The following is a 16,545-nucleotide window of genomic DNA, read 5'->3' as shown; positions in this document are numbered from 1 at the left end:
ACATTTCATCCTTTACTCATCAACGTCTTTCTTCTCTTTTGCTTTCTTCTCTGGTATTCGTCCCTGATCTATAGGATGATTGGAAATTGGACGTTGGACTAAATATTGATAGGGTAAGCGGAATAGACTGTACTTGAAGTCTGCAAACCTAAATGGGTAGATTGGTGATAGATAAGGTCTGCCCAATGTTGTTACTTTCAGTAAATGAATGAGAATGAAACATAGGCAAAACATGATTCCCACACCCCCGTATAACCCGGCCATTATGATGATGGGGAAACGGATGATTCTCACTGCTGTTCCGATTGCATAGCTTGGAGCAGTGAAGGAGCCTAAGGCAGATATCGCGATGATAATAATTAATATGTTGCTAGTGAACCCGGCTTGAACCGACGCTTGCCCGATGACGATACCACCTACGATCCCCATCGTTTGCCCAACCTTTGTTGGTAATCTTGCTCCCGCTTCTCTTAGGAGCTCGATGATGAACTCCAAAAGAATCGCCTCGAACACGGGAGGGAATGGTACGTTAGATCTTGATTGTCCCAGAGAGACAAGGAGAGCAGAGGGAATGACCTCATAATGAAAGGTCAAGACCGCCACATAAGCAGGTGTCAAAAGGATGGAGAAAAAGATTGCGACAAAACGGATTAGTCTTAGGAATGTCCCCATATTCCATCTCATATAAATGTCTTCTGTCGATTCAAAGAAATTCATAAACGTAGATGGTCCGATGATCGCTGTAGGACTGCGATCGACAAGTAAACAGATCTTTCCATGCAGGAGTGAGATGGTACATCGGTCAGGCAGTTCAGTCGTAATAAATTGCGGGAAAAAAGTAAATGAATTATCTTCGATCATCTGAGCGAGTACTGTGGAATCAACTATACTATCAACTTCAATCTCCGTTATGCGCTGCCTAAACGTATTAACATTCTCTTCTTCAGCAATGTCCTTTATGTAAACCATTTGAACTTTTTTCTTCGCTCTTGATCCAATCACAAACGTTTCAACGCATAGTTTAGGATCTGTTAAATTAGACCGTATTAGGTTTAAATTTTTCGTGATGGATTCTGTGAATGAAATTTTAGGACCAAACACAAGGGATTCTGTTTCAGCTTTCTCCAAACCCCTTGTGCCTTTATCGGAAACTTCCGCTAATATCCCATGAGTATCACCATGCTTGAAAATATAAGCCGTTCCATTGAGGATGTTATCTACAACGTCATTAATCTGATTCGTTTGTGTAAGTTTCCCAATATTAATCTTATCCTGGATGATTTGATAATTCAGCTCACCTGTGGATTCCTCAAGAGGCCTGATGATGCTGTCCTGCATCGATGTAGTATTGATTAAGTCATCAAAATATACTACTGCAAGCTTTTGTTCGCCTATTGTAATGATTCTGAATACCAAATCTTCACTATTACTTACCAATGAAAGTATTTCTTTATGAAATGTATCTATATCAAAGCTATGGGGGGACCCGTTTTCAATATCTTTCTTCACTTCTCTACGTCTAAACATAGAATTCAACACCCTAAACCTTAATTTATTGATTAGACTTCCCATGATTCCTTTTCTTAAACACAAGGTTGCATTTTTTCATTAAAGAGAAAGGTGGTTAAATCATACATATTCTGTATAGGTTTTGGGCAAGGTAGGAGTGGAGGTGATGCAGATGAGCAACAAGAAAAAAGATCCATCAAAAGCTGTGCTGGGTTCTTCTCAAGTAGAAGGACAAGGTACGACCAACCAGGAATTATCAGGTGGAATAAAGGCTCCTTCTTCCAGAAACAGAAAGAAAAAATGATGAAGGATCTTTTTTTCTTCCTTCATTACATATGGTGCGTTTGTTACCTTTACTTAGGAGTTCATATATTAAATTGGAGTCAAGTATGGTATAATGGAAACAATCGCAGAAATTGTTCGATTACACTAGCTACACATAACTGACCACATACTATCTGCAGCATAAATTACCACAATCATTATTTTCCTGTTAGAAAGCATAGCAAGGAAATCCTACTTACCTTAAAGGAGGACGTTCAATGGCTTTTGGTCGTAGAAATCAAGTTGAGGAAGAAATTAAAACAGAGGAAACAAAGATTTGGGCTTGTTCCGCTGAAGATTGTAAAGGCTGGATGAGAGATAACTTCAAAAGTGAAGATACTCCTAAGTGTCCGCTTTGTAAAGAAGATATGGTGACATCTAGAAAGGTATTGCAAGTTGTAGACAATCCACATCCTACAATGAAATCATCCTAATGGATTGTAGAGAACCAATCAATTCTGATTGGTTCTTTTTTCGTGTCGATGCCGAACGAGTCTCATATTCTAAGGTGTTTTTAAAAAAATTATTAAACTCTTTTTTTACATTTGAATAGGATGTAATGTATTTATGTATTAAAGGAGGTAGCACCATGTCTAACAAGAAAGAGAAAGAAGTTAAAAGTTCTTCAACTGAGAGTAAAGATACTGTATGGGATAGCTTTTGGAAGCTGTCTAAGCCTGTTGAAGTAAATAAAGAAGAAAAAACAGTCAAGTGGTTTTAATGTAATGATAAGGTTGTACATTACGTGTATGAATACGAATGTACAGCCTTTTGTTTGAAAAAAAGGGATCCACCTATTGGCACGTTCCCCGTTCTGGAATACAATAAAGGAATAGTTAGATTTATTGGGAGGGGAAAATGTGATTGAAGAAGCAAAACAAGTATTAAAGCAGTACTTTGGATACGACGAATTCAGAGATGGACAAGCGAGTATTATTGAATACATACTTGATGGAAAAAACACAGTAGGGATCATGCCGACAGGAGGAGGGAAATCGCTCTGTTACCAAATTCCTGCTCTAATGCTTGATGGAGTTACACTTGTTATTTCTCCACTCATATCTTTAATGAAAGACCAGGTGGATTCGTTACTTCATCAAGGGATTCCAGCAACCTACATTAATAGTACGCTATCGAATAGTGAAGTAGAGACCAGGATGGAAGAGATTTCCTTAGGTGAATACAAACTCGTTTATATTGCTCCTGAGAGATTGGAATCATTTGGATTCATTCGATTCCTCAATTCTTTACCCATCCCCCTAGTAGCTGTTGACGAAGCGCATTGTTTATCCCAATGGGGTCATGATTTCAGACCAAGCTATTTAGGGATTTACAACGCTGTTAATCAACTACAATCGAATCCCACCATTCTTGCATTGACCGCAACTGCAACTCCACAAGTACAAGCTGATATCCTTCATCATTTACACATTCCAGATCAATATAAAGTATTAACTGGTTTTCAACGGACGAATTTGTTCTTCCAGGTTGTAAAAGGTGAAGATCGTAAGCGTTGGGTAGAAAGGTATGTACAAAAGAATCATCAGCATTCCGGTATCATTTACTGTGCTACACGGAAGGAAGTTGAAAACCTTTGTATGTATCTTGAGAAAAAGGGATTTTCCGTCGGGAAATATCATGGCGGGCTGTCTGACACAGTAAGGCAGGAACAGCAGGAAGCTTTCCTGAATGATTCCATTACCATCATGATTGCGACCAATGCATTTGGGATGGGGATAAATAAATCAAATGTACGCTTTGTGATTCATTATCAAATTCCGAAGAATATGGAGGGATACTATCAAGAGGCTGGCAGGGCGGGTCGTGATGGAGTGGACAGCGAATGTGCCTTATTATTTTCACCTCAGGATATCCAGACACAGCGGTATATCATTGACCAGAATATCGTTAATCAGGAATTACATGATAATGAGATGCAGAAATTACGCGAAATGGTCGACTTTGTCCATACAGAAGCATGCCTGCAGAACTACATTTTGGCGTATTTTGGTGAACATGTAGAGGAAGCATGCGGTCATTGCAGCAATTGCTTGGATGATAGGGAATCTGAGGATGTAACGAGAGAGGCACAAATGGTATTATCCTGTATGATGCGAATGAATGAAAGATTTGGAACCTCACTCATCAGCGGTGTACTAACGGGGTCAAAGAACAAAAAGATACTGGAATGGGGGTTCGACAGGCTTTCCACATATGGATTAATGAAGGAGCAATCTCAGAAGGATGTCGGCCTGTTCATCGATTATTTGATATCAGAGGGGGTCATACAAGTCGAGGGGGGGAGCTTTCCTATCCTGAAAGTTTCATCAAAAGGCAAAGAGGTGTTAATGGGGGAAAGAAGCGTAACGAGAAAGGTCCAGCCTACTGTTTCGGCCATCATCCCTAAAGAAGATGGCTTGTTCCAGACCTTGCGAACACTCCGTAAATCGATTGCAGATTCAGAAGGAGTTCCACCTTTCGTTATTTTCTCCGATAAGTCGCTTCAGGACATGTGTGTAAAGATGCCGAAATCATCAGAGGAATTCCTGCAGGTTAGCGGAGTCGGTGAAAACAAGCTGAATCGGTATGGTGAAATATTCATAAACGAAATTTCCGTTTTTTTACGTGAGAATCCTGAACATCAAGTTGAGGTCGTCAAGCCTTCGCGATCACGGAAGACAAGTCATTCTGACACAGCGTCCCATTTAATCAGCTATGAGTTATTCAAAGATAACTTGGATATAAAGAAAATTGCGAAAGAACGGGGTATGAGTACAGCAACGATTGAAAATCACATTATCCGTGCCTATCAGGAAGGCATCACGAATGACTGGACCATCCTCTTTACAGAAGAAGAAGAAACACTTATCGAAGACGCAGTCCAGAAAGTAGGGACGGACCTCTTAAAGCCCATTAAAGAAGAATTACCGAAAAAAATAGGCTATTTTCAGATTAAAGGCTACTTGGTTAAACATGGTCAATATGATTGACCGTGTAGCGAGGAATGAAAAAAAGCAGGTGCCATCCGGCTGCCTGCTTTTTCTGGTTCACATTAAGCTTTCATAGAAGCTTTCATCTCAAGAAATTCATCATAAGTCGTTTCTTTATCAATGACACCATCTTCGGTGATTTCAATAATGCGATTTGCGATGGTTTGGATGAACTGATGGTCATGAGAAGCGAAGATCATCGCACCTTTAAAGTTAATCAATCCATTATTCAATGCAGTAATAGACTCCAAATCTAAATGGTTTGTTGGTTCATCTAATAACAGAACATTTGATCCACTTAACATCATCTTGGATAACATACAGCGAACTTTTTCTCCCCCTGAAAGGACACTTGGCTTCTTCAACACTTCTTCTCCTGAGAAAAGCATGCGACCCAAGAATCCGCGAAGGAATGTTTCACTCTCATCTTCCGGTGAGTATTGACGTAACCAGTCTACAAGGGAAGGTTCATTTCCTTCAAAGTACTTGGAGTTTTCATTCGGGAAGTAAGCTTGAGATGTGGTCACTCCCCACTTGAATGTGCCGCTATCCGGCTCCATTTCACCTGCAAGGATTTTGAAAAGAGTCGTTTTGGCAATTTCGTTTGCTCCGACAAGAGCGATTTTGTCTTCTTTATTCAGGATAAAGGAAACGTTGTTTAAAACCTTTACTCCATCAATCGTTTTTGTAAGACCTTCTACACGTAGAACATCGTTTCCAATTTCACGCTCAGGCTTGAATTGTACATAAGGATAACGACGTGAGCTTGGCTTGATATCGTCCAATGAAATTTTTTCCAACGATTTTTTTCGTGAAGTAGCTTGTTTTGATTTAGATGCATTTGCACTAAATCGGGCAACGAATGCCTGAAGCTCTTTGATTTTTTCTTCCTTCTTCTTATTCTGATCTTGAGCCATTTTAAGTGCTAATTGACTGGACTCATACCAGAAATCATAGTTCCCGACATAAACTTGGATCTTTCCAAAGTCAAGATCAGCAATATGTGTACATACTTTGTTTAAGAAGTGACGATCATGTGATACGACGATGACTGTGTTCTCAAAGTTAATTAAAAAGTCTTCTAACCACTGAATAGCTCGAATGTCCAAGTGGTTGGTAGGCTCATCCAGTAAAAGAACATCCGGCTTGCCGAATAGTGCTTGTGCTAATAATACTTTTACTTTTTCTCCACCCGTTAGTTCGGACATTTGTTTCGAGTGAAGATCTTCATTGATTCCTAAGCCTTTTAGTAGGATCGCAGCTTCTGATTCAGCTTCCCAACCGTTAAGCTCGGCGAATTCACCTTCTAATTCTGCAGCTCTCATGCCGTCTTCATCAGAGAAATCTTCTTTCATGTAGATGGCATCCTTTTCCTGCATGACTTCATATAAACGGGTATGCCCCATAATGACAACTTTCAGCACTTCATATTCTTCATATTCGAAGTGATCCTGCTTTAATACAGCAAGTCGCTCTCCTGAACCCATAGATACGTGGCCGGTCTGCGCTTCGATTTCTCCTGAAAGAATCTTTAAAAATGTTGATTTACCAGCACCGTTTGCTCCGATAAGTCCGTAGCAATTCCCTGGATTAAACTTTATATTCACGTCTTCGAATAGCTTTCTATCACCAAAACGTAAGCTTACATCTGATACTTGAATCATGTATGATATACCTCCTAATACTCAATCTAAAAGATTATAACACGCGAGTATGCTAAAAAGATAGAGTGTTAGCCGGAACAGGGAGAAATTTACCGGCTATTTACATAAGCGGATAAAGGATTTCGAATGAAAGGGTGGGGGATGCAGGGTTCGCTACCCCTTGAAGGAAATGAGCCGAAAATCTTGAAGATGCTGATAGATACGATAAATTCTTTCCTAATTTAGTTTGCTATGCTAACGTTATAAAAAAAGATTGGTGATGAGAGACGAATGATGAGGTTTATGAAGCGGGTAAGGTTTCTTTTTAATATTCGGAAATCGGTTCCGTTTTTGGTTGACTTCTTTCGATCGAAAGAGGTTTCGGTTTTTAAGAAGGTATTGACGTTAGGAATTGTAGCCGTTTATTTCTGGCTGCCTTTTGATTTGATTCCCGATGTTTTTGTACTATTTGGAATTGTAGATGATATTGCTGTATTTACGTTTGTGCTTCAGCTTATCGTTAAGATGGCTCCTGAGGAATTAAAGAATCGCTATGAATACAAGAAATGATCGAATTACTACATTACTGGCAGAGCTTGCCTAAATGATAAAGGCAAACTAGCAATCATAATAAAAACCGGAATCAGCAACGGTTTAACAACATGATTGCCGTGATTTGCTTAGGAGGAGCAATCATGAGTGCCCTGGCTGGATGGAGCACAGGATTCTACCTTTTCTCAGGAATAGTATTACTTGCAGCCTCCATCGCGCATGGGGGATTCTGTGTCGGTTGCTTTATCCGGTTTCAATGGAAAAGGTTCCAATATAAAAGGTCTGTACAATAGCCTATTGACAATGAATTCCACTACATTGTAAACTAATCATGAATTAAATTACTGTATACAAAGGGAGTATGTTTTATGTTAGGTGTCGTTCTTAACTAACCGTGAAATGAATACGGACATTTTGCAGGCAATAACCTTAAAAACAGGTTATTGAAGAAGCTTATTTAGCTTTGCCTTCAAAGTGTAGTTAAGAACAATGGTCATAGCATACTCAACCCTTTAATAGGAGAGCTGTGTCTTTGTGCACAGCTCTTTTTGTGTACATGAATCGGGAAATCTGTGTTGTCGTTTCTAACTTCAAGTTATGAACGATTCACGTTTTACGTAGACACATGCGAATATTATTGGTAAGTCAGTATACGAGTGAGTAAGACCACAATGGACATTGTTCGTTGTGGTCTATTTTTTTATATGGAGGAGAAAACATTGAACAAAAAGACTTTTCAAACATTAGAATTTAACAAAGTGAAGGAAGAATTGACACGGTATGCCCTTACAGAAGAGGGGAAAAAGGAATTAATGAATATAATGCCATCCATCAACAAACGCCAAATTGAAATGCGTTTAGGTGAAGTAACGGAAGCTGTAAGTATCCTGGAAAAAAGTGCAAGTATACCGATTCACGCTTTGGATGGCGTTGAAAACATTGTAGCAAACCTGAATAAAGGGGTGCCTTTGAAACCAGATCAATTTACAAGCCTCTATTATTTTCTAGATGCGTGTAAAAAAATTAAAAAATTCATGGAGGATAAAAAATGGGTGGCTCCAAGGGTATCCTCATATGTTTATTCAATTGAAGAGATCCCTGAGATTGGAGAAGAGATTAATCGATGTATCCGTAATGGAAGAGTAGATGATCACGCCAGTAAAGAGTTGTTAAGGATTAGAAAACAAATGGGGATTCAAGAGGATCGGTTAAAGGATAAAATCCAAGCGATTGTAAAGTCAGCTAAATATAAATCATACCTACAAGAATCGATTGTCAGTCAGAGAAATGGCAGGTATGTTCTCCCCATCAAGAAAGAATATAAAGGAAAAATGAAAGGAGCCGTATTGGATTCATCTGCTTCAGGATCGACTCTCTATATTGAGCCTGAGGAATTAAGCATTCAACAAGATCAGCTTTTATATTATAAACTTGAGGAAGACCGTGAAGTTGAGAACGTCCTCTGGGCGCTAACAGGACTGGTTCAAACGTATGAAGCTCAATTAAAGCTGGCGATTGAGACCATGGTGCATTACGATGTCCTATTTGCTAAGGCAAAGTATAGCCGTTCCAATGATGGAGTAAGCGCCATAGTAAATGAAAATCATCAAATACATTTAATAAATGCGGTTCATCCCCTGCTTGGAAAACAGGCAGTACCACTATCCATTCAGATGGGTGAGGATTTTCATGCATTAGTCATAACCGGACCTAATACTGGAGGTAAGACAGTCGCCATTAAAACGGTGGGACTTCTCACCCTTATGACCCAATGCGGCCTTCATATTCCGGCAGAAAAGGGCAGTGGAATCAGTATTTATCAAGATATTCTTTTAGATATAGGGGATGGTCAAAGCCTTCAGCAAAATTTAAGCACATTCAGCTCCCATATAAAAAATATTATCGATATATTAAAGGATACAAATGATCATACCTTGGTTCTGTTAGATGAGCTTGGTTCCGGGACGGATCCACTTGAAGGAATGGGGCTGGCTACAGCCATCCTGGATCAATTATATGAAAAGGGAGCCACGATACTCGCAACTACCCATTACAGTGAAATAAAGCATTTCGCAGAAGAGCATGAAGGCTTCGTGAACGGGAGTATGGAATTTAATATTGATACATTACAACCTACGTATAAGCTCGTAGTGGGTAAGGGAGGCGAGAGTCAAGCATTTGCCATTGCGTTAAAACTGGGAATGCACCCTGAGATCATTGAAAAAGCCCATGAAATTACGTATAGAGAAAAGCAATGCTATGACCTGGGAGAAATCGATTATCATGCAAAGAAGGAAATGGAAAAGCAGGTTATCGTAAACAAATATAAAAAGAGGAACCATAGTAAATCTTCATTAAAGGGGGAGAATGGAGTTCAATTATTTAGTATAGGTGATAATGTTAAGATTTCAGCGAGTGGAGAATTCGGGATTGTATATGAAGGACCAGATGATAGAGGAGATTACACGGTGCAAATTAAGGATGAAAAAAGAATTATTAATCATAAACGACTGGACCTTTATGTTTCGGCGAAAGAGCTATACCCCGATGATTATGATTTTGATATTATCTTTAACAGTAAAGAAAACAGGAAAAAAGATAAGCTGATGGGAAAACGATTTGTTGAGGGTTTAACCATAAATCATGACGAATAAACGTAAAAAACGTCCTTAAGCGAATGCTTCAGGACGTTTTTTACGATACCAAAAGGGATTAAAAGGAAATGGTTTACGACAGGTTTGTCAGTATATAAGAAAGGATGATTCCTAATGAAGATAAAAATCCGACAATGGGTCCGCCTTCTTCAAACGCCTCTGGCAGCATCGTAGAGGATACCATGGCTAATAATCCCCCTGCCCCGAACGCTCCAATTATGTAAGATATGCTTTCCGAGGCATCCTGTAAGAGTGTATAACCGAGCAATGAGCTAAGGGAAGAGAGGACGACTACACTTCCCCAAAGGGTAAGAATTTTACTTGTACGATATTGATCAAGCTTGAAACCAATACTGCTTGATAATGATTCAGGTAAGTTACTGATGAAAATGGCGATGATAAACACCCATTGTATTGGTTGGTCCCCTATAAAGCTGACTCCAATAATGATGGATTCAGGTATTGCATCCATTATGGTTCCTACATATATAGCTAATCCTGAGTGTCCATGGGGATTCTTCTTTGACCTCTTTCTTTCACTTCCACCTTTTTTTGAAATAAAGATTTCGAAAAGAGTGAATATGAGCGCCCCTAGTAAGAACATAGATGTGAGATGGAGCAGGTTCGCTTTCCCTTCTGCCTCACTTAGTAAATCAAAGGTTGCAGAACCTATGATCAACCCCGTTCCCAATGCCATGATATAAGCGACAATTCGTTTTGATATGTGCAAATAAATCCCCATAACAGCACCGATTAGTAGGGATAAACTTGTAATTCCTCCCCAAAAAGCAGCCTGGAACATTTTTTCACCTCCATAAACATTCTTCATATCGAGTTTTCCCTTATTGTGTGATGGATTAAACACTATATCAGTCGTTGAATAGTTTTAATGAACTGTGGGGATAGTAAGTTTGAATAATATTTAGGAGGTAGTCAAAATGAAAAAATATTTATTGCTTTCCCTTTTGGGAATAATGTTCATGAGCATATCAGCGGGATGTGGTATGGGGAATAACATGAACGAAGAAGGACAAGAAATGAATAATAGGAATTTGGAAAAAGTGAACTATAAAAATAACCAGGCAAATCGTGATTATGTGAATAATCGTGAGTACGTAAATGACGGCATGATGAGAGAAAATTATTCTCTTGCCGATAAAGAGGCAAATAAAGTCGCTAGTCTAAATGAGGTTGAAAGTGCTTATGTATTAACAACAAATCAAAATGCTTATGTAGCGGTAAAACTTGAAGATAATACGAATGATAATGTCTCAAAAGATTTGGAGAAGAAAATCTCGGATCAAGTGAAGAGTGTAAACGGGAATATAAATAATGTATATATTTCAACAAACCCTGATTTCACAGATAGTATGAGAGATTATGCAGATAAAGCAGAGAACGGAAAACCGATAGAAGGACTTGGCGAAGAGATGGCTGATATGCTAAGAAGAGTATTCCCCGACAGAGAATAATAAAATGGGAAAAAGTCGAACATTGCTTCGGCTTTTTTTATTTATCTGTAGGAAATGGACAGGGAATTCAGTATACTATTTAGAATAACGAAATAAAAGGGAGGAGTGACATTTATGGCTCAATCAGCTGTGAAACCCCTGCAGAATCCTACTATTTACGGAATTCTATTAGCCATTAGCTCTGGTCATTTTATAAATGATACATTACAGGCAGTTGTTCCGGCCATGTTTCCAATCATTGAGAAATCTTTGCAGTTGAGTTATACCCAAATTGGCTGGATCGCATTTGCCCTCAATATGACATCTTCATTGCTGCAGCCAGTATTCGGTTATTATGCGGATATACGTTCGAAACCTTATTTACTTCCTTTAGGAATGCTATCAAGCTTAATTGGTTTGGTAGGATTTGCATTATCCGGCCATTTTTTATGGGTCATTTTGTCTGTGTTATTCATCGGCTTCGGCTCTGCCATCTTTCACCCCGAAGGTTCCAGGGTAGCATATATGGCAGCAGGAAACCGCAGAGGCCTTGCTCAATCTATTTACCAGGTAGGTGGGAATACCGGGCAGTCACTTGCACCATTGATTACGGCATTTATATTTGTTCCATTTGGCCAAAAAGGGGCTTTGTGGTTTTCCTTTGTAGCAATCTTAGGGGTCATTGTTTTATTTCATGTATCCAATTGGTACTCTGAACAATTACGTTCTAATGAGAAGATGAACCGACATAACAAGACAAACGTGAAGAAAAAACCGATTCATAGAAGAATTAAATGGGCAATGGTGTTGGTAGTGTTTTTAGTGTTTGCCCGTTCGTGGTATGGAGCTGGGTTATCCAATTACTACCAGTTTTATTTAATTGAGGATTACGGTCTTTCAATTAAAGAAGCGCAAGCATACATTTTTGTATTTATGTTTGCGGGAGTACTGGGAACCTTTTTGGGAGGGCCGCTGGCAGACCGTTTTGGAAAAAGGAATATCATTTTCTTTTCAATGTTAGGTGCTGCCCCGTTAACTCTTGCTTTACCTTACTTATCTTTAAGTATCGTCTATCCATTTATCTTTTGCATCGGGTTTATTTTGTCTTCAAGCTTTAGTGTAATCGTTGTGTATGCACAAGAGCTATTGCCCCACAAGATTGGAATGGTATCAGGACTAACCGTTGGACTTGCCTTTGGAATGGGAGCTGTAGGTGCAGTCATCTTCGGGGGACTCGCCGATCTATTCACCATTCGTTTCGTCATGATCCTTTGCAGCTTTCTCCCTTTGTTAGGTATGATGACATTCTTGCTACCATCAGATGAAACGGTAAGAGGTTTCCATAAATGTTAACGAATTCTTTATTTTCTAAATTGATGGTTTATTATAAAAATCGCCTCATGTACTATACATAATCATTGAAAAAAGCTATATTTAGTGAATACAAATCTTGAGTAGAGAGATGACTAAGTTAATACTTAATTGAAATAGGAGGAAATAGTATAATGTCTTCTTTAAAACCAGGTACGGTAGTGGATTTATTCGTTGATCATGAAGTACCCTATGGTTTCTTTTTAACGAATGAAATAGATCGTGTGCTATTACACCATTCTGAAATAACAGAAGAAATTCAAGAAGGAGATACTGTGAAGGTATTTCTTTATCATGATAAGGATGTTCGCCTTACGGCCACAATGCGTATCCCTAAAGTACAAGTCGGTGCTTACGGATGGGCTGAGGTAGTGGATAAACGCGAGGATTTAGGTGTTTTCGTTAACATTGGCCTTCCTAAGGATATTTTAGTGTCAGCAGACGATCTTCCTAAATTCCTGGAACTTTGGCCAAACCCGGGCGATCAGTTGTTTTTAACATTGAATCGTGATAAGCAGGATCGCTTATACGGACGATTAGCCACTGAAAATATCATTGAACAGGTGTCTAGAAGAGCATCTACAGAAATGATGAACGCAAAAGTCCAGGGACGAGTGTATCGACTGCTAAGAGTCGGAACCTTCTTCCTATCCGAACAAGGATATCGATGCTTCGTTCACGAGAATGAACGCAAGGCGGAGCCGAGACTGGGAGAGCTGGTTGAAGGGAGAGTCATTGACGTTAAGGATGACGGGAACTTAAATGTTTCATTCTTACCGTTAAAGCAGGACAAAATGCTGGATGATGCAGAAGTCATTCTTGAGTATCTGGAAGAAAGAAATGGAGCTATTCCTTTTTGGGATAAGAGCCAGCCGGATGATATCAAAGATCGCTTTAATATGAGCAAAGCTTCCTTCAAACGAGCCCTTGGAAAACTCATGAAGGAAGACCGGGTTTATCAAGAAGAAGGCTGGACTTACTTAAAAAAGTAAAAACAATAATGGGAGGCTCACCCAGAGAGTGTAGCCTATCCTGATTTTCTTGAACATATATAAAAGAGTGCTGACTAACTGTCAGCACTCTTTTATATACATCAGCAAAAGCTCCGGTGCTTGACGGCGCTGACCACTTTTAATTTGAGAAAAAGGATTCTCCCTTGTGAAGGAGTCCATAGAGTTGTACTATTTGTCCTGGAAGAAGGAGGGGCTAGAAGAGGGAACCGAGCAAATCGGGTGATGTATGGCGATTGAAGTGGAGGACTTCCTCGGTTCTTATCATTAAAATGGTCCAACTCTTATAAATTTATTCACTATTTGTAAAATGGTTAGAAATTTGGGGACTTAGATTCCGAAATTTCAACTGGGGATATTGAACTATTATCTTTACGACCCTCATTCGATTGTAGCGCTGCAAGAGAATATGAGGCAGGTTAAATAATATTCCGTATAGGAACATTACACAGGACTCGACTCCACTATTTAGAATGTAAAATAAAGGTGCCGGTATCATTTGTAGCCAGTGGGATACTTCGGCACAATTCAATTCGTGAAGGAACGTGATCCGCCCCTGTTGAGAAGAGAGGCAGATTTCATTCTTATTTAAGCCACCACGAAACCATCCCCCTCATCAGGTATATATTTCTTCCATTTTTTAATCTTCAAAAACCGAAACATACCACCCCTGGCTTCCATTTAAAGAGGCTGAAAGAGGGGGGACAACCTTTGGAGTTGTTTGGTGGTAAATCTGAATGTCAAAAAGGGAATAACGAAATGAATACTTACACATGCGAAAATATTTATAAGGATGGTCATTTCATCTTTTCATCCTTCCCTTTTTCTAAATAAATGTATCGATCCTTCCACTTTGTGTTTTTCCTCAAAAATGTTGTAAACACCGAGTGGGAAAAGGTCATAACGAAAAATAGAATATGGACTGGAAATAAGAGCGTCTCAAGAAGGGTGAAATTTCCAATCCTGCTAAGAATGAAATACAAATAAACACTTAAAAACAAGTACTGAATCATATAAATATATGGGTCTGTCCATACCATTACCGGCGAATGTATGACAAAAGAAGTGAGAGAGGTAATCCACAAAGAAGATAGTCCCAAAAGGATGATGTTTGTCGATTTTGCCCCGGAAGCGAAACTCTTCGACCACCCGTGGAATAATTCACTCAACCCGTTCCCGAACATTCTCATTGATATGGCATTGCGTCCGCTGACTGCTTCTACTAATTCTCCACATTTTTTTGCACGTCGACCTAAAGCAAAATGCTCCACCATATCTCCTTTGATTGCTTGGTGCCCACCGATTCGTTGATATACATCTCTTGTACACAGGAAACACTGACCAAACCCACCCGAAGGCCTGACCAACCCGGAAAGGAGATGGGTTACACTTGTTGCGGCGAATACCATTAAATGAAACATCATGGATAAAGTCTCATATCCACTATTCATCCTATGATAGGGATGAATGCTCAGAACTCCCTGACATTGCTGTTCTTGATAAGTCTCACATATTCTAAGAAGTCCTGCTTGCTCGAACCATGTATCTGAGTCAACAAACAGTAAGAATTCACCTTTTGATGCTTTCGCCCCGTTCCAATAAGCCCAAGATTTCCCCTTCCATCCATGTGGAAGAGGGGGAGTATCCACGACAGTTGCACCGAACCCTTCAGCTATTGCCTTCGTTCGATCCTTAGATCCATCATTTACAACGATCACTTCAAACGGCTGAATAAATTGCTTCTGAATACTCGATAATAGATTTCCAATCGTCTGTTCTTCATTTCTGGCTGGAATGATGATGGAGCATTTTTTTACGAGAAAACTATTCCTTACATGAATGGACTTTTTGACTGTAGGGATTCTAGTAAACAGGAAAACGGTAAGAATAATAGACCCTAACCAAATATACATTTTTTCACCCTCTGATCTTTTGGTTTTTTACCGACATTTTAACCATTTTCGTTAAAGGTGATACCTTTATTCATCAGGACTGGATGTTTGGTGCATATGAATTCATGTCAAATTTGTTTGAAGTCTTACAAAATGGACACATTGGCATTGGTTAATATGAAAAGGTGAAGGTTAAATTTAAATAATCTTCACCTTTTATGTTTTTACTATTTTTCTGAAGAATGATTATCTACCGTATCCGAGTTATTTACATTCTCTTCATCTTCATCCGGATAGGGGTCAAAGAAATTGACGACTTTCCCTGGGCCTTCAAACCCGATAACCTGCTCTTTGTCTTCTGTATTTTTCTCATTTTTCTTCATACAAAAACTCCTTCCTGCCATTAGTTTGGCGAAAGGAGTTTATTTCATCCCACTATTTAGTTCTTCCAATGATTATCTATAAATTCATCGCGACCTGATTTTGCACGGTCTTGTTTATATTCATCTGGATTATTCTTGTAGAATTTTTGATGGTATTCTTCTGCCGGATAGAAAGTGGAGGCAGGAAGAATGTTTGTGACGATTGGCTTTCTGAATCGTCCACTGACTACTATTTCGTTCTTCGTTTTTTCAGCTAATTGTTTTTGGTGTTCATTATGATAGAAAATAGCTGTGCGGTACTGATCCCCGCGGTCATGGAATTGTCCGCCATCATCCGTTGGATCAATCTGAGGCCAGTATAGCTCTAATAATCTTTCATAAGGGAACAAATCAGGATTATATGTGATTTGAACAGCTTCGTAATGTCCACTTTTTCCTGCTTTTATATCTTGATATGTTGGGTTTTCAAGATGTCCCCCTGAATAACCTGACACAACATCAATAATGCCCGGTAATTCATCAAATGGCTTTACCATACACCAAAAACAACCACCAGCAAAGGTAGCGATTTCTTTTTTTTCATTCATTGCTGAACCTCCTGTACCATATGTGCTCCTCTAAAGCAGTAAAGCGATTGCTTGAAACAGATTTTAACACGAAAGAATGGAGGGGACAATCTATTAGCTCGAAAGGTTGCACCGGTAAATGTTTCGAAAAGAAGTATTACTGCTATTTTCAGCAAAGTTTATCAAATTCCATTCACTAT

16 protein-coding genes and 1 pseudogene are annotated in these 16,545 nt (G+C 39.2%); 10 read left to right on the top strand and 7 right to left on the bottom strand.

Translation table 11 applies throughout. The features are described 5' to 3' along the window. Positions 1 to 12: 12 nt before the first annotated feature. A complete protein-coding gene (locus ACYH0O_RS14045) occupies positions 13 to 1,527 on the bottom strand; it encodes a spore germination protein (protein ID WP_482629214.1) in 1,515 nt (504 codons plus the stop codon). Between the two features lie 154 nt (positions 1,528 to 1,681). Between ACYH0O_RS14045 and ACYH0O_RS14040 the strand changes: the two genes are divergently transcribed. The 4 genes from ACYH0O_RS14040 (at position 1,682) to recQ (ending at position 4,823) form a co-directional block, all read left to right on the top strand. Then, a complete protein-coding gene (locus tag ACYH0O_RS14040; RefSeq protein ID WP_482629213.1) occupies positions 1,682 to 1,813 on the top strand; it encodes a YuzL family protein in 132 nt (43 codons plus the stop codon). A gap of 238 nt (positions 1,814 to 2,051) precedes the next feature. Then, positions 2,052 to 2,267 carry a cold-inducible protein YdjO-related protein gene (locus tag ACYH0O_RS14035; RefSeq protein WP_482629212.1) on the top strand — a complete coding sequence of 72 codons (216 nt, stop codon included), beginning with the start codon at positions 2,052 to 2,054 and terminating at the stop codon, positions 2,265 to 2,267. Positions 2,268 to 2,422: 155 nt separating this feature from the next. Then, the gene (locus ACYH0O_RS14030; RefSeq protein WP_262481757.1) at positions 2,423 to 2,554 is read left to right on the top strand and encodes a hypothetical protein; all 132 of its coding nucleotides are present in this window, start codon (positions 2,423 to 2,425) and stop codon (positions 2,552 to 2,554) included. Between the two features lie 139 nt (positions 2,555 to 2,693). Further along, positions 2,694 to 4,823, top strand: coding sequence for a DNA helicase RecQ (gene recQ, locus ACYH0O_RS14025; protein ID WP_482629211.1), 2,130 nt, complete (start codon positions 2,694 to 2,696; stop codon positions 4,821 to 4,823). Positions 4,824 to 4,885: 62 nt separating this feature from the next. Here the strand turns inward: recQ and ACYH0O_RS14020 are convergent, their stop codons facing one another. Continuing rightward, positions 4,886 to 6,487, bottom strand: coding sequence for an ABC-F family ATP-binding cassette domain-containing protein (locus ACYH0O_RS14020; RefSeq protein WP_149156726.1), 1,602 nt, complete (start codon positions 6,485 to 6,487; stop codon positions 4,886 to 4,888). Positions 6,488 to 6,757: 270 nt separating this feature from the next. On the opposite strand from ACYH0O_RS14020, the gene ACYH0O_RS14015 reads away from it, so the two are divergent. The 3 genes and pseudogenes from ACYH0O_RS14015 (at position 6,758) to ACYH0O_RS14005 (ending at position 9,672) form a co-directional block, all read left to right on the top strand. Next, positions 6,758 to 7,036, top strand: coding sequence for a YkvA family protein (locus ACYH0O_RS14015; protein WP_482629210.1), 279 nt, complete (start codon positions 6,758 to 6,760; stop codon positions 7,034 to 7,036). 62 nt (positions 7,037 to 7,098) lie between these two features. After that, positions 7,099 to 7,311: pseudogene (locus ACYH0O_RS14010) on the top strand (DUF4395 family protein); the annotation flags it as partial. A 426-nt stretch (positions 7,312 to 7,737) separates the two neighbouring features. Beyond that, positions 7,738 to 9,672 (top strand): endonuclease MutS2, encoded by a 1,935-nt coding sequence (locus tag ACYH0O_RS14005; RefSeq protein WP_482629209.1) that lies wholly within the window; start codon positions 7,738 to 7,740, stop codon positions 9,670 to 9,672. 73 nt (positions 9,673 to 9,745) lie between these two features. Here the strand turns inward: ACYH0O_RS14005 and ACYH0O_RS14000 are convergent, their stop codons facing one another. Beyond that, positions 9,746 to 10,501 carry a ZIP family metal transporter gene (locus ACYH0O_RS14000; protein ID WP_482629208.1) on the bottom strand — a complete coding sequence of 252 codons (756 nt, stop codon included), beginning with the start codon at positions 10,499 to 10,501 and terminating at the stop codon, positions 9,746 to 9,748. A gap of 109 nt (positions 10,502 to 10,610) precedes the next feature. Here ACYH0O_RS14000 and ACYH0O_RS13995 point away from each other — a divergent pair, with 109 nt between their 5' ends. From ACYH0O_RS13995 to ACYH0O_RS13985, 3 genes are all read left to right on the top strand, one after another. Next, on the top strand, positions 10,611 to 11,144 hold the full coding sequence (locus ACYH0O_RS13995; RefSeq protein ID WP_482629207.1) for a YhcN/YlaJ family sporulation lipoprotein: 534 nt from the start codon (positions 10,611 to 10,613) through the stop codon (positions 11,142 to 11,144). A gap of 114 nt (positions 11,145 to 11,258) precedes the next feature. Next, the gene (locus ACYH0O_RS13990) at positions 11,259 to 12,476 is read left to right on the top strand and encodes an MFS transporter (RefSeq protein WP_482629206.1); all 1,218 of its coding nucleotides are present in this window, start codon (positions 11,259 to 11,261) and stop codon (positions 12,474 to 12,476) included. Between the two features lie 152 nt (positions 12,477 to 12,628). Continuing rightward, entirely contained in the window at positions 12,629 to 13,486 is an 858-nt protein-coding gene (locus ACYH0O_RS13985) for a CvfB family protein (RefSeq protein WP_149156720.1), read from the top strand. Positions 13,487 to 13,796: 310 nt separating this feature from the next. Here ACYH0O_RS13985 and ACYH0O_RS13980 read toward each other — a convergent pair whose 3' ends face one another. The 4 genes from ACYH0O_RS13980 to msrA all read right to left on the bottom strand — a co-directional run bounded on the left by ACYH0O_RS13980 (position 13,797) and on the right by msrA (position 16,366). Beyond that, a complete protein-coding gene (locus ACYH0O_RS13980; RefSeq protein ID WP_482632573.1) occupies positions 13,797 to 14,081 on the bottom strand; it encodes a glycosyl-4,4'-diaponeurosporenoate acyltransferase CrtO family protein in 285 nt (94 codons plus the stop codon). A 220-nt stretch (positions 14,082 to 14,301) separates the two neighbouring features. Beyond that, entirely contained in the window at positions 14,302 to 15,417 is a 1,116-nt protein-coding gene (locus ACYH0O_RS13975; RefSeq protein ID WP_482629205.1) for a glycosyltransferase family 2 protein, read from the bottom strand. Between the two features lie 206 nt (positions 15,418 to 15,623). After that, positions 15,624 to 15,779: a hypothetical protein gene (locus ACYH0O_RS13970; RefSeq protein ID WP_482629204.1), complete on the bottom strand. Its 156-nt coding sequence runs from the start codon at positions 15,777 to 15,779 to the stop codon at positions 15,624 to 15,626. A gap of 56 nt (positions 15,780 to 15,835) precedes the next feature. Beyond that, entirely contained in the window at positions 15,836 to 16,366 is a 531-nt protein-coding gene (gene msrA, locus ACYH0O_RS13965) for a peptide-methionine (S)-S-oxide reductase MsrA (RefSeq protein WP_482629203.1), read from the bottom strand. Positions 16,367 to 16,545 lie beyond the last annotated feature (179 nt).

It is taken from the genome of Rossellomorea sp. H136, from assembly GCF_056838065.1.
Note: the sequence above shows the minus strand (reverse complement) of the source record. Positions and strands in the feature narration are given on the sequence as shown.